Below are 23,184 nucleotides of genomic sequence, written 5' to 3' on the forward strand. Positions count from 1 at the left end.
CGTGGCCGACCCGTGATCGGTTACAGCTCGCTGTCCGGTCGGACGACCACCTTGCCGAACCCTTCCCGGTTCTCGATGATCTCGTGGGCGCGGGCGGTCTCGCTCATCGGCAGGACCTCGCGGATCGCGGGCTCGAACGTACCGTCCCAGACGAGTTCTAGCACGTCGTCGACCTGGTCGGGCGTGGCCATCGTCGAGCCGATGATCTCGAGTTGGTTCCAGAAGATGCGCGGAATGTCCGTCTCGGGGTTGCCACCGCCGGTGCCACCGCAGGTGACGAGTCGGCCGCCCTTGGTCAGGCTCTTCAGCGAGTCCTGCCAGGTGGGCGCGCCGACGTGTTCGACGACGACGTCGACCCCGCGGCCGCCGGTCTCCGAGCGGACCCAGTCCGCGAAGTTCTCCTCTTCGTAGTTACAGACGTAGTCCGCGCCGTGTTCTTCGGCGTACTCGAGCTTTTCTTCGCTGCTGCCGGTCGCGTACACTTCCGCGCCCGCGTAGTCGGCGATCTGGAGGGCAGCGTGGCCGACCCCGCCGCTGGCTCCGAGGACGAGTACCGATTCGCCTGCCTTGAGCTCGGCACGCTCGATGAGCATCCGCCAGGCGGTCTGGAAGACTAGCGAGGCCGAGCCGGCGATCTCCCAATCGACGTGCTCGGGGACGGGAATCAGGTTGTCCTCGGGGACCGCGGCGTACTCGGAGTGGACGCCGGTGACGTGCTCGCCGATGATGTGGAAGCCTGGATCGAGCGTCGGGTCGTCCATCCGGAGATCACCGACACCGGCCGAGACTGCGACGTGGTCGCCTTCCTCGAACCGGGTGACGTCCTCACCGACTTCTTCGACGACACCGGCCCCGTCACTGCCTGGAATGTGGGGCATCTCGAGGTCGATTCCCGGCATGCCACGGCGGGTCCAGATGTCCAGATGGTTGAGCGCGGCCGCCTTGATGTCGACCAGTACCTCGTCCCGGTCGATCTCCGGGTCCGGATACTCGCCGTATTCGATGACATCCCTGTCGCCGTGTTCCGTGATCTTGACTGCTTGCATAGTGCTCCCAACGAACAGGCTATATAAAATCGTGATGGAAGGGGCAAGCACGTCGAACCAGAGTACGTCAATTGACGAAATACGGTGGGTGCGATTGAACTGATCCGACCGCCGACTGACGGCTGTATGCGACTGGGGACCGTTTTTCCCGTCAGCGACCCAACCACGACTCATGAGTGACTCGACGGACGAGCCCGGTGTGGTCGGCGCGGCTGTCGTCACGGTCTCGTCGGACTCCTCGATTGAGGAGGACGACGCGGGCGAAGCGATCGTGGCAGCCTTTGAGACGGCAGGCCACGAGATCGTGACGCGGGAACTGATCCAGCGGGACCACGACAACGTTCAGTCGAAAGTGTCGCGGCTCGTCGACCGCGACGATGCGGACATCGTCGTCACAACCGGCGGCACGGGTGTCGAACCGCGGGATGCGACCCTCGAGGCAGTTCGGCCGTTGCTCGACAAAGACCTCCCGGCGTTTCTCGATCTCTTTCATGCCCTCTCCTACGACGAGCGGGGGACCGGCATCGTCTCAAGTCGTGCCCTAGGGGGCATCTCCGAGGGAGTCCCGATCTTCTGTCTCCCCAATGACCGTGAGGCCATACGGATCGCTTGTGAGTCGATCATCGTCCCCGAGGCACAGCGACTTGCAACGCTCGCAAACGGGGAGACCGACACCGACGAGGAGTGACCGTCGCCGACGACGGGTGATGCTATCGTAGCCGCTGCCCGTCGGTGCGCACTTGGCTGCGAGAGCTGTGCGAGAGGGGTGTGTCATTCCTTTCAGTTGCTACTATAGGGTCGAGCCACCACGGGAAGAACATGGAAAAACAGGCGCTTCGCGAACGCGTGTGGGACGATCTCGAAGAAAGCGGCGTCGCCCGCTTTCCGTTTCCGCCCCACGGCCGGATTCCGAACTTCGCCGGGGCGAGCGAGGCTGCCGACCGATTGGCCGCACAACCGGAGTGGGAGTCGGCGACGACGATCAAAGCAAATCCCGACGCGCCACAACTCCCCGTGAGACGGCGCGCGTTGCGTGATGGAAAGACGGTCTACATGGCGGTGCCACGGCTCCGTGACGAGAAGTGCTTCCTGAAACTCGATCCCGACGAACTCGAGGACTACGACGCGGCGACGACGGTCTCGGGGTCGTCGACACACGGCGAGCAGCTCGGCCCGGACGAGATCGACCGCGTCGACCTGATCGTCTCCGGTAGCGTCGCGGTCACAAAGGACGGCGGTCGCATCGGCAAGGGCGAAGGGTACAGTGACCTCGAGTACGCCGTCCTCCGGGAACTCGGACTGGTCGACGAGGAGACGCCGGTTGCGACGACAATCCACGACCGGCAGCTCATCGACGAGGCCGTCACGCTTGCAGCCCACGACGTCGCGATGGATCTCGTCGTCACGCCCGAGCGGGTGATACGACCCGAGGGCAGCGACCAGCCAGCGGGCCTCGACTGGGACCTGCTCGATGACGAGCGACGCGACGAAATTCCGGTGCTACGGCGACTCGAGGAAGACACTTGATACCCGTCAGCTCGCACGCTCGTCTCAGTCTCACTGTCGGTCAGTAGGACGGACGATCGGCATCGACTCGCCTCTCCTCGCGTTCGAATCAGAGAAACGCAGGGTGTGACGCGAGCCGGTGGGGTGGGCCCGCGTCAGCAAGAATCGATTGGCAGTGGTGGGGAAGGGTGCTGTGGTGGGGTTGCTGGAAGTCGCGGGAACAGGTGGTGGGTGCCATCGGTGGGGTCTGCCCGTCGACCTCCACACACGGCTACCAGCGACTCCCACTTGAACGGGGGTGATGGTATACCGATCTTACGCCGAGTTCCGCCGAATTCAAATCGGATTTAGACTGGCTCTCTCGGCTTCGAGACCGTTTATCCCCGGTAAATCTGAATTCGACCAAGAAACAGAGGGATGGTCGGTATCGGTCGTATCTGTGCGTCGCCAGCACAGGGTAGTGGGCGTTAATCGATCAGTTCGTCGGCGACGACGCTCGCGTCCATCAGCTGTGGATCGATGGCGATGTCGAGTTGTCCCTTGATGAACTCCGGGATCGTGTCGCGAGCGTAGACGACGGTTCGAAGCTCGTCGTTGAGATCGCAGGCGATCGGGATGGTCGTCGCCTGGCCGACATCGGTCAGGACGTACAGCTCGGCCGCGACGATGCCTGCCTCCTCGAGTTGGGGTCGCGTGATGACGCCGTCAAGACGGGTCACGTCGACGCCCGCGGCCTCGAGCGCGGGAGCGATGGCGTCGTCGTCGGGGCCGGCAACGATCGCAGTCGTCGTGCTCATTCGTACTCGATGGTCGCGGGCGGTTTGTGGGTCACGTCGTAGACGACGCGGGCGACGTTCTCGTTCTGGCCGGTGATCCGAGATTGGATGCGCTGGAGGGTGTCCCAGTCGATCTCCTGGGCGCGGGCAGTCATGCCGTCACGGGACTCGACCGAGCGTACGGAGACGACCCAGCCGTGGACGCGGTTGTCGCCTTTGACACCCGTCGCTTTGCCGATGACGGCCGCGAGCGCCTGCCAGGGCTCGTACTCCTCGAGTTCCTCCTCGACGACGTAGCAGGCGTGGCGGGCGACCTCGAGTTTCTCCTCGGTGACTTCGCCGATGACGCGCACGGCGAGACCGGGGCCGGGGAACGGCATCCGCTCGGCGACGATCTCGTCTAAGCCGAGGTGGCGGGCGACCTCGCGGACCTCGTCTTTGTAGAGGTCACGGACGGGTTCGACGATGCCCTCGAAGTCGACGACTTCGGGGAGGCCACCGACGTTGTGGTGGGACTTGATTCCGCCTTCGCTCTCGATGCGGTCTGGGTAGATCGTCCCCTGGACGAGGTAGTCGGCGTCGGCGTCTTTGGCTTCGCGTTCGAACTCGCGGATGAACTGCTCGCCGATGATCTCACGCTTTTCTTCGGGGTCAGTGACGCCCGCAAGGGCCTCGAGGAATCGGTCTTTCGCGTCGACGATCCGCAGCGACTCCATGTAGTCGAACGTCTCGCGGATCTGCTCGGTCTCGCCTTTCCGCATCAGGCCGGTGTCGACGTAGACCGGCGTGAGCTGGTCGCCGATTGACTCGTAGGCCAGCGCGGCGGCGACCGACGAGTCGACACCGCCCGAGAGGGCGATGACAGCGTGTGCGTCGCCGATTTCGTCTTCGATCTCTGCAACTGCGTCCGGAACGAACGTCTCAGTGTCTACCATCAGTGGGTTACCTCTGTTTCAGTGTCGGTGTCTGTCTCTGCCTCGTCGGCCTCACTCTCACCGGCCTGCTCGAGGACGGCCTCGACCAGTCCGACAAATGGCGGGCTCGGCTGTCCGGGGCGGGACGTGTATTCGGGGTGGAACTGCGTCCCGAGGAAGAACGGGTGGTCCTCGTGTTCTAAGATCTCCATCCGATTGCCCGCCGTGCCCGAGAACGTCAGCGGCTCGTCTTCGAACTGCTCGAAGTACTCGGGGTTGACCTCGTAGCGGTGGCGGTGGCGCTCGGTACAGGATGTATCCTCATAGAGGTCGTAGGCCAGCGTCTCGGGTTCGATGACGGTCGTGTGCTCGCCGAGACGCATCGTGCCGCCCATATCTTCGACTTCGTACTGTTCGGGCAGGATATCGATGACCGGATGTGGGGTGTCTTCGACCATCTCTGCCGAGTGGGCATCTTCGAGCCCCAGGACGTGCCGGGCGTACTCGACGACGGCCATCTGGAAGCCAAGACAGAGTCCCAGGAACGGCACGTCGTTTTCGCGGGCGTAGCGAACGGCTTCGATCTTGCCCTCGGAGCCACGCATGCCGAAGCCGCCGGGAACGATGATCCCGTCGACGTCGGTGAGTTGGCCGTCGTGACCGTCGGCCATCTCGTCGGCCGATACCCAGTGGACGTTTACGTCGGCACCGAGTTCGAAGCCGGCGTGTTTGAGCGACTCGTGGATCGACATGTACGCGTCTTCCAGGTCGTACTTGCCGACCAGCGCGACGTCGACTTCGTCTTCTTTGTCGGTCGTGACGATCTCACGCCACTCGTTTGCGCGCTCGCCCTCCGGCAGCGCCTCGTCGGCGAGTCCGAAGTGCTCTAAGACGTACTGATCTAAGCCTTCCTCCTCGACCATCAGCGGGACGTGATAGACGTCTTCGACGTCCGGGTTCGAGAACACCGCCTCGGTCGGGATGTCACAGAACAGCGCGATCTTCTCTTTCGTCTCGGGGTCGAGCCGGTCCTCACAGCGGCCGACGATGATGTCTGGCTGAAGGCCGATCGAGCGGACCTCCTTGACGCTGTGTTGGGTCGGTTTCGTCTTTTGCTCGCCGTTTTTCGAGTAGGGAACGAGGGTGACGTGCGTAAAGAGGACGTTCTCTTCGGGTTCCTCGTGGGCGAACTGCCGTAAGGCCTCGAGGTAGGGCATGCCCTCAATGTCGCCGACCGTGCCACCGACTTCGATGATACAGACGTCGGTGCCTTCGGCGGCCTCGCGGATGCGCCGTTTGATGTCGTCGGTGATGTGGGGAATGATCTGGACCGTCTTCCCGAGATAGTCGCCGGCACGCTCTTTCTCGATGACGTGCTGGTAGGTCTTCCCGGTGGTGATGTTGTGGTCCGAGGTCATGTCGATATCGAGGAACCGTTCGTAGTTCCCCAGGTCGAGGTCGACCTCGCCTCCATCCTCCAGGACGTAGACTTCCCCGTGCTGATAGGGGTTCATCGTCCCCGCGTCGACGTTCAGGTACGGGTCGATCTTCACCGCGGTGACGTCGAACCCGGCGTTTTTGAGGAGTCGGCCGGTGCTCGCAGCCGTAATCCCCTTTCCGAGTCCCGACATGACGCCGCCGGTGACGAAGATGAACTTGTTCCCCAGCGAGGGGTCATAATGAGTGTCCGATTCCGTCGGCATACCGAGTGTGAGCGCGACCGCTTGAAAACGATTTCGGGAGCGAACCGCCACCGACAGAGGTTATCATCCCTCGCCAGTGGTGCTCCCAGACGACGGCTTGCGCTCCGCAGTCGGCGACGACTCCGGCCAGTCAGCGCCATATAGGCCTTCGTGGCCGTCGCTGCTTATGCGTGCTCGTCCTGAATTTCGACGATCTCGGCGTTCGCGATCGTCTCGATGTCGCCCACAGTCCGAATCTGAATCGTGTGGCCGGGCAGGGCCGACTCGTCTTCCTCGAGCGAGTCGTCCGGGACCGAGACAGCGGTGACGCCGTCGATCGTGAGAGCGCGGCACTGAATCGGATCGCCCTCGTACTCGACCGTATCCCACGTCTCGATGTCGAGGTCGTCCATCTCCTGGCCGAAGTAATCTTCCGCGTTCGGGTTGACCGTGTCTTCGGTTTGTGACTCGCCTGTCGTCCGGTTGTCGTCGAACTGTACTTCCTCGTATTTGTACTGGCGAAGCTGTGCGAGCATGGCCGTGCTAGACCGACCACTGTGGTTAACGCTTCTCGGGGCAGGTGCCGGGTGGGAACTCGAGGTGGATACGTCTGCGCACAGGGTCTCGAGAGATGGGTAGAAGTACACCCCGTTCGTTGGGCCGCTATGACCGATCTCCACGTCACCGTCGACGGCCATGAACTTGAAGCAAACTGGACCGACGACGCACCCGAAACGAAGGCTGCACTCGTGGACGCACTCCCTGTCGCGGGCGATGCGACTCGCTGGGGCGACGAACTCTATTTTGACGTGCCGATCGATGTGCCAGCAGAAAACGCCCGCGCAGTCGTTCCCGAGGGTTCGATCGCCTACTGGCCGACCGGGAACGTGCTGTGTCTGTTCTGGGGACCGACGCCCGCCAGCGAGGACGACGAGCCACGGGCCACCTCGCCTGTGAATATTGTCGCACGCGTCACCGATACCGGGCCGCTTGCCGAGGTCGAGGGTGGGGCGCGGGTTCGACTCGAGCGGATTGCCGAGTGAGCGCCCGACTCACGTGCAAAACAGAGGGTGGCGACCAGTCGACTACTTGCCCCAGAAGGGATCCCGGCTGCGCTGCTTGTCGAGGTACATGTTCAGCGCCTCGAGTTCGTCGCCGGGGATCTCGCTTGCGAGTTCCTGTTCTAAGATCTTCGCGTGTTTCTCTGGGATCTCGATCCAGAGCTCGTCGCCCTCCTCTATCTGGCGGCCGACGGTCGGGCCGTCGATGGCAACCGAGACGCGGTTGCCCGCGCGGGCCTCGTCGACATCCTCGCCCTGTTCCTGAATCCCTTTGACCTGGCCGACGCGGTTGGGTTCGTTGCCCTCGAACTTGACGACGTTCGCGTTGTTCTGGATCGTCCCCGAATTGACCTCGACGCCGACGACTGCGGGGTCGTTCTGGCGGAAGGTATGGTCGAGCAGGATCCGGAACCGGGCCGGTCGCGTGATGTTCTCGAGGATGGTGTCCTGTTGGGCCTTCTCGATTCCTTCGACGTACTCCTCGTACTCCTCGATCAACTGGTAGATGACTTCGTCGGTGAAGATCGTTACGTCCTCGATCTCCGCGCGCTGTTCGGCGTCATCGAGCACGTCGACGTTGAACCCGAGAATGGCCTTCTGTTTGCCGTCTTCGGCCGTCGAGGCGACCGAGACGTCCCGCGGGGCGACATCGCCGACCTCCGCGCGGACGATCGGGACCTCCGCCTCATCCAAGGCGTCGGCCATCGCCTCGAGGCTGCCGAGCGTGTCGGCTTTGACGACGACTCCTTCCTCGGCGGTGTCGACGGCGATGTCGGCGAGTTCGGCCTGTACTTCGTCGATGACCTGATCGAGGTCACGATCGCGGACGACGCGGACTGGTGCGCCGGCCATCGCGTCTGCGAGTTCCGGTGCGGCGACCTTGATCCCCGAGGCGGCCGAGACTTCGTCGACTTTCTCGAAGCGGCTCTCGGTGCGGATCTCCGCGAGGGGACGGGGCTGGAGCAACGCGCGGACGTCAGTGACGATCGGTTCGTTCATTCCGCCGACGACGATCTGGTCGTCCGCTCGGATCGTGCCGTCATAGAGGACCGTGTCGATCGTCGTCCCGAAGCCTTTCTCCTCTTTGACCTCGAGGACGGTGCCGACACCGGGGCCGGCGACGTCGATCTCCATTTCCTCTTTCATGTAGCGCTGGGACAGCCCCATCATGACCGTCAGGAGGTCAGGGACCCCCTCGCCGGTCATCGCCGAGACGGGGACGACGCCGACGTTGCGCTGGAAGTTCTGGACCCGCCAGTACAGATCCGCCGAAAAGCCCTCGTCCGAGAGGTTGCCGATGATCTCGTAGAGACTCTCGTCTAAGCGCTCGCGCACGCGATCGGACTGGCTCTCGTAGGTGTCGTTGATCGGCGTGTCCTCGTGGGCGTTCCAGCCCGGAACGGTGTCGATCTTGTTCGCCGCGACGATGAAGGGAGTCTGCGAGCGTTTGAGGATGTCTAAGGCCTCGAGCGTTTGGGGCTGGAAGCCGTCGTTGACGTCGACGACGAGGATGGCAATGTCGGCCAGCGCGCCCCCACGGGATCGAAGCGTGGTAAAGGAGTGGTGCCCCGGCGTGTCGATAAAGAGGAGGCCAGGGAGGTCGAAATCGTCCGGGTCGACGAGATCGCCCGCGATCGTCGAGATGATATCCAGCGGGACGGCGGTCGCGCCGATATGCTGGGTGATCGCGCCTGCTTCGCCCTCGATGACCGCGGAGCCGCGGATCTTATCGAGGAGACTTGTCTTGCCGTGATCGACGTGTCCGAGGACGGCGACGATCGGCGTTCTGAGGGATGTGGGGTCGCGTGTATCCGTGTCCGACATGATGAACCACCCAAGAAGGTCTTACCTAAATCGTCCGTATCGCCGTAGTTAAACCCATCGTCATCGCCGTTCCGACAGTCGTGGCCGTCGCTGCTGGGCAGTTGTCCGGTGTGCCGGTCGCATCGAGCTATCCCACTCGAGTGGGTCGCTGATGGCCACCCGCCTGTTCGATGGTTGATGGCTCTCCGTTGGGAGATGGCCCTGTTTCGGGCCGTCTCCATGGTTTTAATACCGATTAGTAAGTACAGGTATGCATGAGCGATATACTCGCTGAAAACCTCTCGGGGAAGTCCGTCATGGGTACCGACGGCACCGAGCTCGGATTGCTCTACAACATTACGATGGATCTCAAATCAGGGAAACTGAACGATCTCGTCATCGAGCCTGACGAGGAAATCTCTCGGCGCGCCGTCGATTTCGACCTCGACGACGCCGGTCACTTCCTCGTTCCCGTCAACCGCGTCCAAGCGGTCAAAGACTACATTGTTGTCCAGCGCTAACGGTATGTACGTTCTCGACTCCTCGGCTTTTATCCACGACTTCCATACGACAGAACAGACTGCGACGATCCCGCTCGTCCGCGAGGAACTCAAAGACGAGAGTGCCTATCGCTACGACGCGATGGAAGGCTCCGGGATGCACATCCACATTCCAAACGACGATACCACCGAGAAGGTCCAGCGTGCGGCCCGTGAGTCCGGTGATCTCGACGTGCTTTCGGAAACCGACGTTCGGCTCATCGCGGCGAGTTTCGAACTCGACGGCGTCCTCGTGACTGACGACTACGCGATGCAAAACGTCGCGGAGAAACTCAACGTCGACGTCGAAGTGATCGCCCGTGAGGGGATCGACGAACAGCGCCACTGGACGTTCCAGTGTCAGGGCTGTGGCCGCGAGTTCGACGAAGAGAAGGATCGCTGTCCGATCTGCGGGTCTGAACTGGCCCGAAAGAACCCCTCGTAACCGGCTTACTGTTCTTAGCCGACCAGAAAGTAGAGATTCGTAAAGACGACCGCGTTGTAGATCCCGTGGACCAGCGCCGGCATCACCAGATTGTCCGTTCGCTCGTAGATCACGCCGAGAACGATCGAAAGGCCGAAGATGGTACCGAGACTCGCGATCACCGCACCTAATCCTGCAGTGCTGTATGCAAGGACGTGAACGGCAGCGAAGATGACGCTAGCCACGACGACGGCACCGGCCCGCGAGAACGTCCCGTACAGCGACTTCTGGATCACGTTCCGATAGAGCAACTCCTCGAACGGGCCGATGATCAGAATGGCAAGCGGGATCAACACCAGCAACATTTCCGGGGCGTCCTGGGCATTCTGGGTCGTCGCATGGTCTGCGCTTTCGACACCGGTCGCCTGCATGGACAGCGAAATCGCGTAGAGCACCCCGAAGAGGACGACGATACCGCCGACAATCCAGACGAGATCTCGCAGCGTTGGCCGCCGAAGATCGATGAACGACAGGTCACGATCCGTTACCTTGAGAAAGGCACCGACCACGAGCACCGTCCCCAGTGCCATGCCGACCTGGCCGACGACCTGATTAGCGAGGGTCCGCTGGACCTCCGAAAACGAGTCGAGAAACGGCAACACCGGAATTGCGATCACTGGCGTCGTCAGATAGGGGGAAAAGAGGCCAGCGAAGCCGACGCCGGTGAGTACGACCACTTGCTGTCCTCGCTGTTTCAGTCCGCCCACGCCGATCCCGAAGTAGTCTGCGACGCCGACGCCGGCAGTCAATCCTGCGGTCACGAAGGCGACGAAGACGACCGGTATCGACGACGAAAGTGCCGGGACAGATACCGGTGCTGTCGTCCCTTGATTCAAGGCATAGCCGGTAAGCAAGACGACGCCGATGCTCGAGCCGGCGGCGATCGGACCAGCGATCGTTCGCTCGATCCCACCGTGACGACGGACGAGAAAAGCGAGGACAGCAGCGGCAGCGAACCCGGTGCCCGCCCAGATGACTGGGTCGGCGACACCGCGGCGAACGGGAACGAGCATCGCGACCATCGTGATCCCCGCGAGGGCGGTCCCGAGCCCGGGAACCACGCCGGACGTGAGCTGCCCGGCATCGTCGGTCCGTGCGGTTTCGGTCATACCGTAGTATTCGTGCGAGGACCCATAGGCCCACCGCAACCGGACGACAGGCGGCAAGCGACTCCCGCGGTTGATTATCGTTCGACTCGCAGTTCGGTCTTGTCAGCAACCGCCTCGGCCTCTTCGAACTCCCCTCCGCCGAGCAATCCTCGCGTCGCCTTCTTGGCCCACTCGACGGCCGGCTGCTCGAAGGTGTTGACGCCGTAGAGCTCGCCCGCGAGCACACAGGCGGCTTCCAGTCCATAGAGCAAGCTGCCGAGTTCGTATTCGTCGACGCGTTCGATCTCGATACGGACGTTTGGTCGACCGGCAGCCGCGAGACTCGCTTCCGTGGCTTCGAGCTCGGCTGCGAGCAACTCGCCAAGCGTCGCATCACCCAGATACGACAGCTCCGCGACGTCGGTATCCGGAATCTGTCGGTCGGTTCCCTCCTGTGTCGTGACGAAGGTAACGACTTTGTCACGCGGGCCCGCGCGATAGAGTTGTAGCTGTGAGTGCTGATCGGTGACGCCGAGCGCTCGAACCGGCGTCTGTCCGAGGTCGTCCTTGCCGAGGCTCTCGGCCCACAACTGGGCGAACCACTCGGCGGAGGTCTCGAGCGACTCTGCATAGGGCATCATCGCGTTCACGCCCGCGCCACGCTCGTCTAGCGCATACGCGGTCGCGCCGTAGGCGTAGGCTGGACACTCGAACAGCGATCCCGACAGGGTCTCGGCTTCGGCGGCCGCACCGGCAAGCAGCGCTTCGAGATCGTGGCCACAGACGGCTGCGGCGACCATACCAACGGCTGAAAGCGCTGAAAACCGCCCCGGTACGCCATCGGGAACCTTCAGTGCGGGGAGATCGTGGCGGTCAGCCAGTTCGCGAAGCGGCCCGGCCTCCCCAGTCGTGACGATCGTCCGCTCGGTCCAGTCGACACCTGCCGACTCGAAGGCCTCACGCACGACGAGGAAGTTCGCGAGCGTCTCAGCCGTCGTCCCCGACCGCGAGACCACGTTGACCGCCGCGTTCTCGAGCGAGACGCGCTCGAGGTGGCTCGTAATCCACTCGGGGTCGACGTTGTCCAGAAAAATCGTCTCGGTCTCCGACTCGAGTGCGTTCGTGATCGTCGCTGCGCCGAGCGAACTCCCACCAATGCCGACAGTGAACAGAACATCGGCGTCGGCGATCGGCTCGACCGCCGCCTGGATTTCATCGGGATCGGTTCGCTGCGGGAGATTCAGCGCCTCGTAGCCGTGTTCTCGATTTTCCATTCCGTGCTCGATGCGCTCGTGGGCCGCTGCGACCTGCTCGTCCAGTCGCTCGAGGGACTCTCTCGAGACGCCCGGCGATGCGACGGATGCAAGCGCATTACCGATATCGACGTTCATATCTCTGCACGCGCCCGCCTGGGGTAAAGACGTTCCGTGACGGAACCTGTCGAAACGGAAATCAATAGCCACGTTAGCCAGTGGCTCGGTCCTCAGCTATCGATAGTAGACACCAATCGGTAGACTGCATGCCTGCCCTCGATCGATACAGACCGAACGAATTATCGAATTACCGACAATCAGAACTGAATATTGTCCATTCATTCTGTATGGTATTCTCTCTCTTTGAAGTCTCGGTTCGTAGGCCTTAAGTAGTGATCGGCGATTGTGATTATATACGAAGAAGGAGGCGGCGTGGACGACACACGCCGTCGGCTCGGACGATTCAGGTTCGAAGGGGTTATGTACTCCCGATGGCTTATGAATACGTCCGGAAGGAAATGAGGATCCTACCCCTGCGGTCCGCCGTATAGATGGGATCTGATGTTAGCCTTGGTAGTTCGGTGACGCCCGATCGGTCGTTCGATCGTGTCACCGAACGTGTGGACCCATGTGTGAGTGTATTTACATTCACCGCCAACACCCCCAGTTTTGCTGGGGAAGAGCATTTCATTCCGGTTGATCCTGCCGGAGGTCATTGCTATTGGAGTCCGATTTAGCCATGCTAGTTGTACGAGTTTAGACTCGTAGCAGATAGCTCAGTAACACGTGGCCAAACTACCCTATGGATCCGGACAACCTCGGGAAACTGAGGCTAATCCGGAATACGGCTCTCAGCCTGGAAGTGGCGAGAGTCAGAAACGCTCCGGCGCCATAGGATGTGGCTGCGGCCGATTAGGTAGACGGTGGGGTAACGGCCCACCGTGCCCATAATCGGTACGGGTTGTGAGAGCAAGAGCCCGGAGACGGTATCTGAGACAAGATACCGGGCCCTACGGGGCGCAGCAGGCGCGAAACCTTTACACTGCACGAAAGTGCGATAAGGGGACTCCAAGTGCGAGGGCATATAGTCCTCGCTTTTCACCACCGTAAGGAGGTGGTAGAATAAGTGCTGGGCAAGACCGGTGCCAGCCGCCGCGGTAATACCGGCAGCACGAGTGATGACCGCTCTTATTGGGCCTAAAGCGTCCGTAGCTGGCCACGCAAGTCTATCGGGAAATCCGCGCGCTCAACGCGCGGGCGTCCGGTGGAAACTGCGTGGCTTGGGACCGGAAGATCCAGAGGGTACGTCTGGGGTAGGAGTGAAATCCCGTAATCCTGGACGGACCACCGGTGGCGAAAGCGCTCTGGAAAGACGGATCCGACGGTGAGGGACGAAAGCTCGGGTCACGAACCGGATTAGATACCCGGGTAGTCCGAGCTGTAAACGATGTCTGCTAGGTGTGCCACAGGCTACGAGCCTGTGGTGTGCCGTAGGGAAGCCGTGAAGCAGACCGCCTGGGAAGTACGTCCGCAAGGATGAAACTTAAAGGAATTGGCGGGGGAGCACTACAACCGGAGGAGCCTGCGGTTTAATTGGACTCAACGCCGGACATCTCACCAGCATCGACAATGTGCAGTGAAAGTCAGGTTGATGACCTTACTGGAGCCATTGAGAGGAGGTGCATGGCCGCCGTCAGCTCGTACCGTGAGGCGTCCTGTTAAGTCAGGCAACGAGCGAGACCCGCACTCCTAATTGCCAGCAACACCCTTGTGGTGGTTGGGTACATTAGGAGGACTGCCAGTGCCAAACTGGAGGAAGGAACGGGCAACGGTAGGTCAGTATGCCCCGAATGTGCTGGGCGACACGCGGGCTACAATGGCCACGACAGTGGGATGCAACCCCGAAAGGGGACGCTAATCTCCGAAACGTGGTCGTAGTTCGGATTGAGGGCTGAAACTCGCCCTCATGAAGCTGGATTCGGTAGTAATCGCGCCTCAGAAGGGCGCGGTGAATACGTCCCTGCTCCTTGCACACACCGCCCGTCAAAGCACCCGAGTGGGGTCCGGATGAGGCCTCGATTCCGAGGTCGAATCTGGGCTCCGCAAGGGGGCTTAAGTCGTAACAAGGTAGCCGTAGGGGAATCTGCGGCTGGATCACCTCCACAGACCGGGACTGGGGCGTTGCCCCAGCCCACCTTAGCGGTATTCCGCACGTTCGATCGACCACCGAGTGGCCGATCGGGCACCTTAGAACTACCAAGGCTAACACAATCTCTCTGTCCACCCTCTCTTAGGGGTGGACGTGGGCCCATAGCTCAGTGGGAGAGTGCCTCCTTTGCAAGGAGGATGCCCAGGGTTCGAATCCCTGTGGGTCCATGCTTCGTACTGCTAATCGAATCGTGCCCCTTAAGTGGGAGACGGCTTGATGATGGAGTACGACCGAACCGATGCACCAGCCCGCGTAAGTGTGGCTGGGAAGGGTTAATGCAGGCCAGCTGTCTACTGGCGTGCAGATGAGACCGTGTGTACGTGTAGTCCAGGCGTCCACTGGACCCGTTCCCGGGTCACTCAACGTTGCGACTCTGTCGCAACGCCGATCCGATGAACGTGGCTACTGTGCCAGCTGGTGGATCGCTCGGCTTGAGAGCTGAAGAAGGACGTGCCAAGCTGCGATAAGCCTAGGGGAGCCGCACGGAGGCAAAGAACCTAGGATCTCCGAATGGGAATCCCCACCGCAATTGCTTCGCGCAATGGGGAACGTCGAGAATTGAAACATCTTAGTATCGACAGGAAAAGAAAGCAAACGCGATGTCGTTAGTAATGGCGAATGAACGCGATACAGTCCAAACCGAAGCCTTCGGGCAATGTGGTGTTCGGACTGACTTTCACTTCTCGAAACGCGACACGAAGTCTCTTGGAACAGAGCACGAAACAGGGTGACAGTCCCGTAATGTCGTCGAGTACGGAACGCGTCAGTTCCAGAGTATCGGGGGTTGGATATCCCTCGTGAAGATCGCGGGCATCGACCGCGAAGACTAAACACTCCTCAAGACCGATAGCGAACAAGTAGCGTGAGCGAACGCTGAAAAGCACCCCAAGAAGGGAGGTGCAATAGGGCGTGAAATCAGTTGGCGATGGAGCGACAGAGCACACAAGGTCCCGGACAAAACGACCGCAGCGCGAGCTGCTAGTAGGAAGTTTGGGAAGCCGGTGTTCTGTCGTACGTTTTGAAAAACGAACCAGGGAGTGTGCCTGTTTGACGAGTCTAACCAGATCATCTGGGAAGGCGTAGGGAAACCGACATGGCCGCAGCATTGCGAGGGCCGCCGTGTTCAAGCGCGGGGAGTCAAACGGGCACGACCCGAAACCGGACGATCTAGGCGTGGACAAGGTGAAGCGTGCCGAAAGGCACGTGGAGGCCTGTTAGAGTTGGTGTCCTACAATACCCTCTCGTGATCTACGTCTAGGGGTGAAAGGCCCATCGAGTCCGGAAACAGCTGGTTCCAACCGAAAGATGTCGAAGCATCACCTCTGCCGAGATAGTTCGTGGGGTAGAGCGACGGATTGGGGGACCGCACTCCGAGAGGAGTGCGCCCCCCTGTCCAACTCCGAACCTACGAACGTCGTTTGACGCAGGGAGTCCGGTGCACGGGGTAAGCCTGTGTACCGTGAGGGAGACAACCCAGAGCTGGGTTAAGGTCCCCAAGTGTGGATTAAGTGCGATCGAAGGTGGTCTCAAGCCCTAGACAGCCGGGAGGTGAGCTTAGAAGCAGCTACCCTCTAAGAAAAGCGTAACAGCTTACCGGCCGAGGTTTGAGGCGCCCAAAATGATCGGGGCTCAAATCCACCACCGAGACCTAGCGGCACCTGTCACAAGGTGATCCCGTAGGTTGGCGTTCTGTTCGGGTGGAAGCACGGTCGAGAGATCGTGTGGACCGTTCAGTAACGAAAATCCTGGTCATAGTAGCAGCGTGAGTCGGGTGAGACCCCCGACGGCCGAACGAGTAAGGGTTCCTCAGCACTGCTGATCAGCTGAGGGTTAGCCGGTCCTAAGTCAGCCCGTAAGTCGAAGCTGACAACAGGGAAATAGGTTAATATTCCTATGCCAGTGTGCACTCAAAGCCGACGCTTTGGGGCCGCCTGAGCTGGGCTTTCGCCCAGTCGAACTGTCGAAGTTCGTGGAAGCCGTAATGGCACGAAGCGACCGAATGGCAGGATAGCGCAAGTCAGGTCAACCGAGAGCCCGTGAAAAGGTGAGCACACTGTCCGTACCGAGATCCGACACAGGTACTCGTGGCGGCGAAAGCCAAGGTCTGTCGGGAGCAACCGACGTTAGGGAATTCGGCAAGTTAGTCCCGTACGTTCGCAATAAGGGATGCCTGCCCTGTTAGGGGCAGGTCGCAGTGACTCGGGCGCTCCGACTGTCTAGTAACAACATAGGTGACCGCAAATCCGCAAGGACTCGTACGGTCACTGAATCCTGCCCAGTGCAGGTATCTGAACACCCCGTACAAGGGGACGAAGGACCTGTTAACGGCGGGGGTAACTATGACCCTCTTAAGGTAGCGTAGTACCTTGCCGCTTCAGTAGCGGCTTGCATGAATGGATCAACGAGAGCGCCACTGTCCCAACGTTGGGCCCGGTGAACTGTACGTTCCAGTGCGGAGTCTGGAGACCCCCAAGGGGAAGCGAAGACCCTATAGAGCTTTACTGCAGGCTGTCACTGAGACGTGGTCGCCATTGTGCAGCATAGGTAGGAGCCGGTACACAGGTACCCGCGCTAGCGGGCCACCGAGGCAGCATTGAAATACTACCCGATGGTGACTGCGACTCTCACTCCTGGCGGAGGACACTGGTAGCCGGGCAGTTTGACTGGGGCGGTACGCGCTTGAAAAGATATCGAGCGCGCCCCAAGATTTCCTCACCCGCGTCGGAGACGCGGGAAAGAGCGCAAGAGCATACGGAAGTCTGACAGTGTCCGGCACAACGACGGACGCTGACGCGAAAGCGTGGTCTAGCGAACCAATTAGGCTGCTTGATGCGGCCAATTGCTGACAGAAAAGCTACCTTAGGGATAACAGAGTCGTCACCCGCAAGAGCACATATCGACCGGGTGGCTTGCTACCTCGATGTCGGTTCCCTCCATCCTGCCCGTGCAGAAGCGGGCAAGGGTGAGGTTGTTCGCCTATTAAAGGAGGTCGTGAGCTGGGTTTAGACCGTCGTGAGACAGGTCGGCTGCTATCTATTGGGGGTGTTACGGTATCTGACGGGAACGTTCGTATAGTACGAGAGGAACTACGAATGGGTGCCACTGGTGTACCAGCTGTCCGAGAGGGCACGTGCTGGGCAGCCACGCACCACGGGGTAAGAGCTGAACGCATCTAAGCTCGAAACCCACCTGGAAAAGAGATACCACTGAGGCCACTCGTAGAAGACGAGATCGATAGACTCGGGATGTACGCACCAAGGCAACGAGGTGTTGAGTCCGCGAGCACTAATCGGCCAAGCCACACACTCATAACTACAACTATAACGCATTGGATCCGTGACGCGGTGAACGGGTCCGGACGCAAACTGGACTACACGTACATGACGGTCTTGGACACACCACCGATTACGGTTTGACGACGGTTCGAGTCCGTCGGTCGGCGTTACGGCGGCCACAGCGGCGAGGTGCCTCCCGTACCCATCCCGAACACGGAAGATAAGCTCGCCTGCGTATCGGCAAGTACTGGAGTGGGCGACCCTCTGGGAACGTCGATTCGCCGCCTCCACTCATATCGACCAATACGGTCATCATTCACCGATCGTGGTCTGACGGCGGTTCGATTCCGCCGATCGGCATTACAGCGGCCATAGCGGCGAGGTGCCTCCCGTACCCATCCCGAACACGGAAGATAAGCTCGCCTGCGTATCGGCAAGTACTGGAGTGGGCGACCCTCTGGGAACGTCGATTCGCCGCTATCATTCATATTATTACCACGCAGCTACCGCTGTGTGGTTCCAATTTCAATATTGAACTCGGATCGGCACTTATGATCGATCCGATCCACAGCGAAATCCTACCGCAATAGGTCGACTAGAGATACGACTTGATACGGGAGCGAGAGCTGTTGCAAGGGCAGCTGTATTAATTGTTGAGATATTGTTGTTCCCATTGCCGACGCTCTTCGATCGCTTGCTGCCCACGATTACTGATCTCGTAGTAGTTGGTTCGCCGATCGAGTTGTCCCTTCTCGACGAGATCCTTGTTGACGAGGGTATCGAGATTTGGATATAACCGGCCGTGATTGATTTCACTGCTGTAATATGTTTCAATCTCGTCCTTTACATCCTGACCGGACGGCTGATCGGCACCTGCAATTACGTAGAGGAGGTCTCGTTGAAACCCTGTCAGATCGTCCATTGTGTATCCTTGAGTGGACGAACGGAAACCTGGCTATTTGTTATCGATTTCGTATCAACTGTTCCGACCACGTTTAGCGAAGCTAACTATGGCAATCGTATTCCTTACTCCTGTTTCATTCAGTAATAACGACTTAAACTCGGCAATACAGCTACATAAACAGGTCAATATACGGCATTGACACTACAAAGGGACTATCTATAAAGAATACAGTTTGTTTACAATTACACTCACTTTTCCATTCATAACTGCTTAAATATGTGAGTAGTTCTACTCGTCACAAACATGCCTATCAGCAGTTGCTGGCAGCGGTAAAGCGCGAAAGAACGAAAGTCGACTGTGAAAACCCGTTACCGAACGTGAAAGCCGTGTTACAGGCGGGTGACGTTGGTGGCGCGGGGGCCCTTGGGGGCCTGTTCGATATCGAATTCGATGTCTGTGCCTTCTTCGAGGTCCGGACCGCCAACGTCTTCCATGTGGAAGAAAACGTCATCGTCCGCGTCGTCCGTCGAAATGAAACCGTAGCCGCCTGTGTCGTTGAAGAAATCAACGTTTCCTTTCGCCATTGCAATTCAAGAGAGACCCCCGATACGTATAACAGTTGTGTTACAGTATGTATGTCGGAACAAAAATAATAACTCCCTGTACCCAACGATCACAGGATGAATGTCTGAGAAACAGCGGATCCAACTATTCTCACTCGCCGATAGAATCGTTACTCGAGAAACCGACTTATCGGCCATTCGAGACGGCGCGGAACCCGATGTACTGCTGGAGCGGCCCCCTCGTTTGGAGACGGAAACCAGCGATTGCAGGCCACTCTCGTCGGGTCCTCCTGAGCACGAATCCGGTGATCGTCCAGAAACGGGGCCGAGTCAGTCGCGAGTGGGTCAGTCGAGCCTAGGTTTGCCGACAGATTGAGACGCGAGTAGGGCCGTGGGAGCGGTGACATTGCTGCTGGCGCTCTTAGATAGCACCGCTTAGGGTGGCTCACTTGCTACCATCGGTATGAGCAAGACACGGATGCAGGGAGCGCCGACAGTCGCGCAAGTGGGATTGATTGGGCTCTTCGTCACGGCGCTCGTGACTGCACAGGTGACCGCGTCGAAGGTACTGGCGTTCGAACTCCCCATGTCGCTGCCGGTAACGGGGTCCCAACTCGCGTTGCCCGGGGCGGCACTCGCGTATGCACTCACCTTCCTCGCGAGCGACTGTTATACCGAATTGTACGGCCGGCGTGCGGCCCAGATCGTCGTCAACGTTGGGTTCGTCCTGAATTTCGTCGTCCTCGTGCTCGTCTGGTCGACGATCGCCGCACCGGCGGCCGACCCGAGCACTGCTGGACAGTTCGCGACGGTGCTTGGTGCGTCGACGAACATCGTTCTCGGCAGTCTGCTCGCGTATATCGTCAGCCAGAACTGGGACGTGCTCGTTTTTCACCGGATTCGGGAGTACACCGGTTCCGAGAAGCTCTGGCTCCGCAACATCGCCTCGACGGCGAGCAGCCAAGCGATCGATACTGTCATTTTCGTCTCGGTTGCCTTCGCCATCGCGCCAGCGGTCCTCGGTGTCGGCACTGTGCTTCCGACCAACGTTGTGCTCTCGTTGATGATCGGCCAGTACCTGCTAAAATTCGTGATTGCCCTCCTCGATACGCCGGTCGTCTATGCGATCGTCTCTGTCGTGCGCTCGCGTGAGGGTGCCAGCACCAACGACACGCATTCCGTCTGAGTCGCCGATGATGGTGAGTGCGGTAGGCCAGATCGAACGGGGACCGTTTAGTAGCCTGCTCGAGAGCCATACCTATGGATGAACGCGTACGCGAACACGCCGCGGTACTGGTCGGCTGGAGCGCTCGCGTCGAAGCGGGCGACAACGTTGTCCTGTCGGTCGGCCCGGACGCCCACGAGCTGGCGGTTGCCGTCGCAGAAGAACTCGGCAGTCGCGGGGCGAACCTGCTTGCGACCTACAGTTCGGGCGAGATCACGCGGGCGTATCTCCGTGCTCACGATGGCGATTTCGATATGAACCCAGCACACGAACTCGCGCTGCTCGAGAGCGCCGACGTCTATCTCTCGCTTGGCGGTGGCCGAAATACGAGCGCGACGGCCGACGTTCCAGGTGAGCAGCGGCAGGCGTACAACAGCACCAGACGTGAGATCCGCGAGGCGCGACTGGATACTCGCTGGGTGTCGACAGTCCACCCGACGCGGTCGCTGGCCCAGCAGGCGAACATGGCCTATGAGGAGTACCAAGACTTCGCCTACGATGCGATCCTTCGGGACTGGGAGTCGCTCGCCGAGGAGATGGCCCAGCTCAAGACCCTCCTCGATGACGGCAACGAGGTACGTCTCGTCTCGGAGGGGACCGACCTGACCATGCGAATCGATGACCGCACGGCGGTCAACAGCGCTGCCTCGGTCGCGTACGACTCGCATAACCTGCCAAGCGGCGAGGTCTTTACGGCACCCGCTGGGACCGAGGGGACGGTAACCTTCGACGTGCCGATGACCCTACGGGGCGAGTCTGTCCGGAACGTTCGCCTCGAGTTCGACGCCGGCGAGGTCGTCGACTACGATGCCGACCAGGGTGCGGACGTCATCGGCGACATCCTCGAGACGGACGAGGGTGCGCGCAGACTCGGCGAGCTCGGGATCGGGATGAATCGCGGGATCGACCGGTATACGGACAACATCCTCTTCGACGAGAAGATGGGCGACACCGTCCATCTCGCGCTTGGCCGGGCCTACGATGCCTGTCTCCCCAACGGCGAGTCCGGCAACGACTCGGCGGTCCACGTCGATCTGATCACCGACGTCAGCGAAGCGTCCCGGCTCGAGATTGACGGAACGGTTGTCCAGCGCAACGGGACGTTCCGATTCGAATCAGGGTTCGACGGTTGAGCAGCCATGGGCCCACTCGGCGGGCGGTGTGAGTGTCGCTCGAGCGGCGGCGAACAGTACGAACTGCATACGAGAAAGTGGATACACGTCACTAGATCGAAATGATTGCATACGCCTACCGATGAGTCCACATGTCAGTTCTTGTTCTGCCGACCTGATAGCTGTCGACACCTTGGTATCGACACCAGTGGGATCGCTGTCGACAGGAGAACCGGCACTCGACGGTTTCGTCATGCTCTCGAGTCTCGAGACCTAACTGAGACTATGCGCGATCACCTCCGGGCCGGCGTCGCGATCTTCAACGATGGCCACTATCATGCCGCCCACGACGCCTGGGAGGATCACTGGCTCGACCTCGATGCGGGCAGTGACGACGAACGCCTGCTGCACGGTCTCATCCAGTACAGCGGCGCGGTGTACCACGCTCGCGAGCGCAACTGGGCGGGTGCCGTCGGACTCGCCGAGAGTGCACAGGAGTACCTCGCGGGGTTGCCTGCCGCGTATCGCGGACTCCACCTCGATCCTGTTCGATCGTTCCTCGGGAGACTTGCGGCCGATCCGGAACGTATCGAACGACGACTGCCGGTGGTGCTCGAACACGAGGGGACAGCGCCGACGCTATCGGACCTCGACATCGGGCCGACGGCGGTCGCGGCGGTCGTCCTCGCTGAGGAGTTCGGCTACGATGAGGCCCCAATCGCGCAGGCACGAGCGTACGCGCGGCGCGATCTCGAGGCCGGTGACGACGCCAGCCAGTTCATTACATTGCTGTTCGATTTCGTTCGCGAGGACGAGCATCGGGGAATCGTTTTCCAGCGGCTCACCGAACACGTCGGCCGACGGCAGGCTCGAGAGAAAGACGTCGACGGGTTATTTGGACCGAATTGACGGAGGCGAGCGTCGGCTCCGTTCAGGCGTCGGGCTCGAGGACTCGTTCGTCGCCGTCGTAGTGGGCGGAGTTGTCCTGTGGGTCGTAGTCGAGGACGTCGCGGGCGCGCTCGATCGAGTAGTACTTGCGGTCGTTGTCGGAGATACCGTAGACGATCTCGTAGTCGTAGTCGGCCTGAATACAGCGGTCGAACAGGTGTGCACAGTCACGGTAGGAGAGCCACATCGCCTGTCCGCGCTCGTAATCGATCGGCGGATGGCCCTCGGTAAGGTTGCCGATGCGAACACAGACGACCGAGAGATCGTATTCGTCGTGATAGTAGCGCCCGAGGGTTTCCCCGGCGGCTTTCGAGACGCCATAGAGGTTGCTCGGCCGCGGGAGTTCGGTGCCATCGAGAAGATAATCGTCGTGGGCCCGGTACATCTCGGGCGTGCGTTCCTCGGTCTCGTAGTTGCCAACGGCGTGATTCGACGAGGCGAACGCGACCTTTTCGACGCCGGCGTCGACGGCGGCTTCGAAGACCGTCTGTGTGCCGTCGATGTTGTTGGTCAGGACGCTGTTCCACGGCGCTTCCGGTCGCGGATCGCCCGCGAGGTGGATCACGACGTCGATGCCCTCCATCGCCTCGCGGACCGCCTCATCATCGGTGATGTCCGCGACGACGAACTCGCCGGGCTGGTCGCCCGTTGGCGGATCGCGATCCAGCAACCGCCACTCGTAGTCATCCGACAGGCCGCCGAGGATGGCCGTTCCGACCCGCCCCGCAGCCCCCGTGAGCAGGACTGACTGTGCCATTCGTTCGGTGTGAGGGCCAGCGTCGATAAGTACCATGCG

At 60.6% G+C, this 23,184-nt stretch carries 19 protein-coding genes, 1 tRNA gene and 4 rRNA genes; 13 read left to right on the plus strand and 11 right to left on the minus strand.

Going from position 1 to position 23,184, the window contains the following annotated elements; translation table 11 throughout:
- Nucleotides 1-20 precede the first annotated feature (20 nt).
- Nucleotides 21-1,046 (minus strand): zinc-binding dehydrogenase, encoded by a 1,026-nt coding sequence (locus BDK88_RS06435; RefSeq protein WP_130499664.1) that lies wholly within the window; start codon nt 1,044-1,046, stop codon nt 21-23.
- 172 nt (nt 1,047-1,218) lie between these two features.
- Here BDK88_RS06435 and BDK88_RS06440 point away from each other — a divergent pair, with 172 nt between their 5' ends.
- Entirely contained in the window at nt 1,219-1,734 is a 516-nt protein-coding gene (locus BDK88_RS06440; RefSeq protein WP_130499665.1) for a MogA/MoaB family molybdenum cofactor biosynthesis protein, read from the plus strand.
- 131 nt (nt 1,735-1,865) lie between these two features.
- Nucleotides 1,866-2,573, plus strand: coding sequence for a 5-formyltetrahydrofolate cyclo-ligase (locus tag BDK88_RS06445; RefSeq protein ID WP_130499666.1), 708 nt, complete (start codon nt 1,866-1,868; stop codon nt 2,571-2,573).
- A 446-nt stretch (nt 2,574-3,019) separates the two neighbouring features.
- On the opposite strand, the gene BDK88_RS06450 is transcribed toward BDK88_RS06445, so the two are convergent.
- The 4 genes from BDK88_RS06450 to BDK88_RS06465 all read right to left on the minus strand — a co-directional run bounded on the left by BDK88_RS06450 (nt 3,020) and on the right by BDK88_RS06465 (nt 6,460).
- Nucleotides 3,020-3,349 carry a DUF7126 family protein gene (locus BDK88_RS06450; RefSeq protein WP_130499667.1) on the minus strand — a complete coding sequence of 110 codons (330 nt, stop codon included), beginning with the start codon at nt 3,347-3,349 and terminating at the stop codon, nt 3,020-3,022.
- Complete coding sequence (guaA, locus tag BDK88_RS06455) at nt 3,346-4,263, minus strand: glutamine-hydrolyzing GMP synthase (RefSeq protein ID WP_130499668.1); 918 nt, start codon at nt 4,261-4,263, stop codon at nt 3,346-3,348. Before guaA ends, BDK88_RS06450 begins: the two co-directional genes overlap by 4 nt.
- Entirely contained in the window at nt 4,263-5,945 is a 1,683-nt protein-coding gene (gene pyrG / locus BDK88_RS06460; RefSeq protein WP_130499669.1) for a glutamine hydrolyzing CTP synthase, read from the minus strand. Before pyrG ends, guaA begins: the two co-directional genes overlap by 1 nt.
- Nucleotides 5,946-6,109: 164 nt before the next feature.
- The gene (locus BDK88_RS06465) at nt 6,110-6,460 is read right to left on the minus strand and encodes a hypothetical protein (protein ID WP_130499670.1); all 351 of its coding nucleotides are present in this window, start codon (nt 6,458-6,460) and stop codon (nt 6,110-6,112) included.
- A gap of 129 nt (nt 6,461-6,589) precedes the next feature.
- On the opposite strand from BDK88_RS06465, the gene BDK88_RS06470 reads away from it, so the two are divergent.
- Entirely contained in the window at nt 6,590-6,967 is a 378-nt protein-coding gene (locus tag BDK88_RS06470; protein WP_130499671.1) for a cyclophilin-like fold protein, read from the plus strand.
- Nucleotides 6,968-7,009: 42 nt separating this feature from the next.
- Here BDK88_RS06470 and infB read toward each other — a convergent pair whose 3' ends face one another.
- A complete protein-coding gene (gene infB / locus BDK88_RS06475) occupies nt 7,010-8,809 on the minus strand; it encodes a translation initiation factor IF-2 (RefSeq protein WP_130499672.1) in 1,800 nt (599 codons plus the stop codon).
- Between the two features lie 254 nt (nt 8,810-9,063).
- Between infB and BDK88_RS06480 the strand changes: the two genes are divergently transcribed.
- Nucleotides 9,064-9,309 carry a PRC-barrel domain-containing protein gene (locus BDK88_RS06480; protein ID WP_008009093.1) on the plus strand — a complete coding sequence of 82 codons (246 nt, stop codon included), beginning with the start codon at nt 9,064-9,066 and terminating at the stop codon, nt 9,307-9,309.
- Nucleotides 9,310-9,313: 4 nt separating this feature from the next.
- Nucleotides 9,314-9,772: an NOB1 family endonuclease gene (locus BDK88_RS06485; protein WP_008009094.1), complete on the plus strand. Its 459-nt coding sequence runs from the start codon at nt 9,314-9,316 to the stop codon at nt 9,770-9,772.
- 14 nt (nt 9,773-9,786) lie between these two features.
- On the opposite strand, the gene BDK88_RS06490 is transcribed toward BDK88_RS06485, so the two are convergent.
- Nucleotides 9,787-10,920, minus strand: coding sequence for a CPBP family intramembrane glutamic endopeptidase (locus BDK88_RS06490; RefSeq protein ID WP_130499673.1), 1,134 nt, complete (start codon nt 10,918-10,920; stop codon nt 9,787-9,789).
- A 74-nt stretch (nt 10,921-10,994) separates the two neighbouring features.
- Nucleotides 10,995-12,290: a glucose-6-phosphate isomerase gene (locus BDK88_RS06495; RefSeq protein ID WP_130499674.1), complete on the minus strand. Its 1,296-nt coding sequence runs from the start codon at nt 12,288-12,290 to the stop codon at nt 10,995-10,997.
- Nucleotides 12,291-12,841: 551 nt separating this feature from the next.
- Here BDK88_RS06495 and BDK88_RS06500 point away from each other — a divergent pair.
- The 5 genes from BDK88_RS06500 to rrf (BDK88_RS06520) all read left to right on the plus strand — a co-directional run bounded on the left by BDK88_RS06500 (nt 12,842) and on the right by rrf (BDK88_RS06520) (nt 18,119).
- A 16S ribosomal RNA gene (locus tag BDK88_RS06500) occupies nt 12,842-14,315 on the plus strand.
- 141 nt (nt 14,316-14,456) lie between these two features.
- A tRNA-Ala gene (locus tag BDK88_RS06505) sits at nt 14,457-14,528 on the plus strand.
- 226 nt (nt 14,529-14,754) lie between these two features.
- A 23S ribosomal RNA gene (locus BDK88_RS06510) occupies nt 14,755-17,668 on the plus strand.
- A gap of 136 nt (nt 17,669-17,804) precedes the next feature.
- A 5S ribosomal RNA gene (gene rrf, locus BDK88_RS06515) occupies nt 17,805-17,926 on the plus strand.
- 71 nt (nt 17,927-17,997) lie between these two features.
- Nucleotides 17,998-18,119: ribosomal RNA gene (gene rrf, locus BDK88_RS06520) — 5S ribosomal RNA — on the plus strand.
- Together the 16S, 23S and 5S rRNA genes with 1 tRNA gene alongside form the textbook arrangement of a ribosomal RNA operon.
- Nucleotides 18,120-18,282: 163 nt before the next feature.
- Here the strand turns inward: rrf (BDK88_RS06520) and BDK88_RS06525 are convergent.
- Both BDK88_RS06525 and BDK88_RS06530 read right to left on the minus strand, forming a co-directional pair.
- Nucleotides 18,283-18,558 (minus strand): PadR family transcriptional regulator, encoded by a 276-nt coding sequence (locus tag BDK88_RS06525; RefSeq protein WP_008009117.1) that lies wholly within the window; start codon nt 18,556-18,558, stop codon nt 18,283-18,285.
- 371 nt (nt 18,559-18,929) lie between these two features.
- Nucleotides 18,930-19,124: a cold-shock protein gene (locus BDK88_RS06530; RefSeq protein WP_006087767.1), complete on the minus strand. Its 195-nt coding sequence runs from the start codon at nt 19,122-19,124 to the stop codon at nt 18,930-18,932.
- A 442-nt stretch (nt 19,125-19,566) separates the two neighbouring features.
- On the opposite strand from BDK88_RS06530, the gene BDK88_RS06535 reads away from it, so the two are divergent.
- The 3 genes from BDK88_RS06535 to BDK88_RS06545 all read left to right on the plus strand — a co-directional run bounded on the left by BDK88_RS06535 (nt 19,567) and on the right by BDK88_RS06545 (nt 22,349).
- On the plus strand, nt 19,567-20,289 hold the full coding sequence (locus tag BDK88_RS06535; protein WP_130499675.1) for a queuosine precursor transporter: 723 nt from the start codon (nt 19,567-19,569) through the stop codon (nt 20,287-20,289).
- Nucleotides 20,290-20,363: 74 nt separating this feature from the next.
- Nucleotides 20,364-21,461, plus strand: coding sequence for an aminopeptidase (locus tag BDK88_RS06540; protein ID WP_130499676.1), 1,098 nt, complete (start codon nt 20,364-20,366; stop codon nt 21,459-21,461).
- 264 nt (nt 21,462-21,725) lie between these two features.
- Nucleotides 21,726-22,349: a DUF309 domain-containing protein gene (locus tag BDK88_RS06545; RefSeq protein WP_130499677.1), complete on the plus strand. Its 624-nt coding sequence runs from the start codon at nt 21,726-21,728 to the stop codon at nt 22,347-22,349.
- A gap of 22 nt (nt 22,350-22,371) precedes the next feature.
- On the opposite strand, the gene azf is transcribed toward BDK88_RS06545, so the two are convergent.
- Nucleotides 22,372-23,145 carry an NAD-dependent glucose-6-phosphate dehydrogenase Azf gene (azf, locus tag BDK88_RS06550; RefSeq protein ID WP_130499678.1) on the minus strand — a complete coding sequence of 258 codons (774 nt, stop codon included), beginning with the start codon at nt 23,143-23,145 and terminating at the stop codon, nt 22,372-22,374.
- Between the last annotated feature and the right edge of the window lie 39 nt (nt 23,146-23,184).

Origin of the sequence: Natrinema hispanicum (assembly GCF_004217335.1) — an archaeon.
GTDB lineage: Archaea > Halobacteriota > Halobacteria > Halobacteriales > Natrialbaceae > Natrinema > Natrinema hispanicum.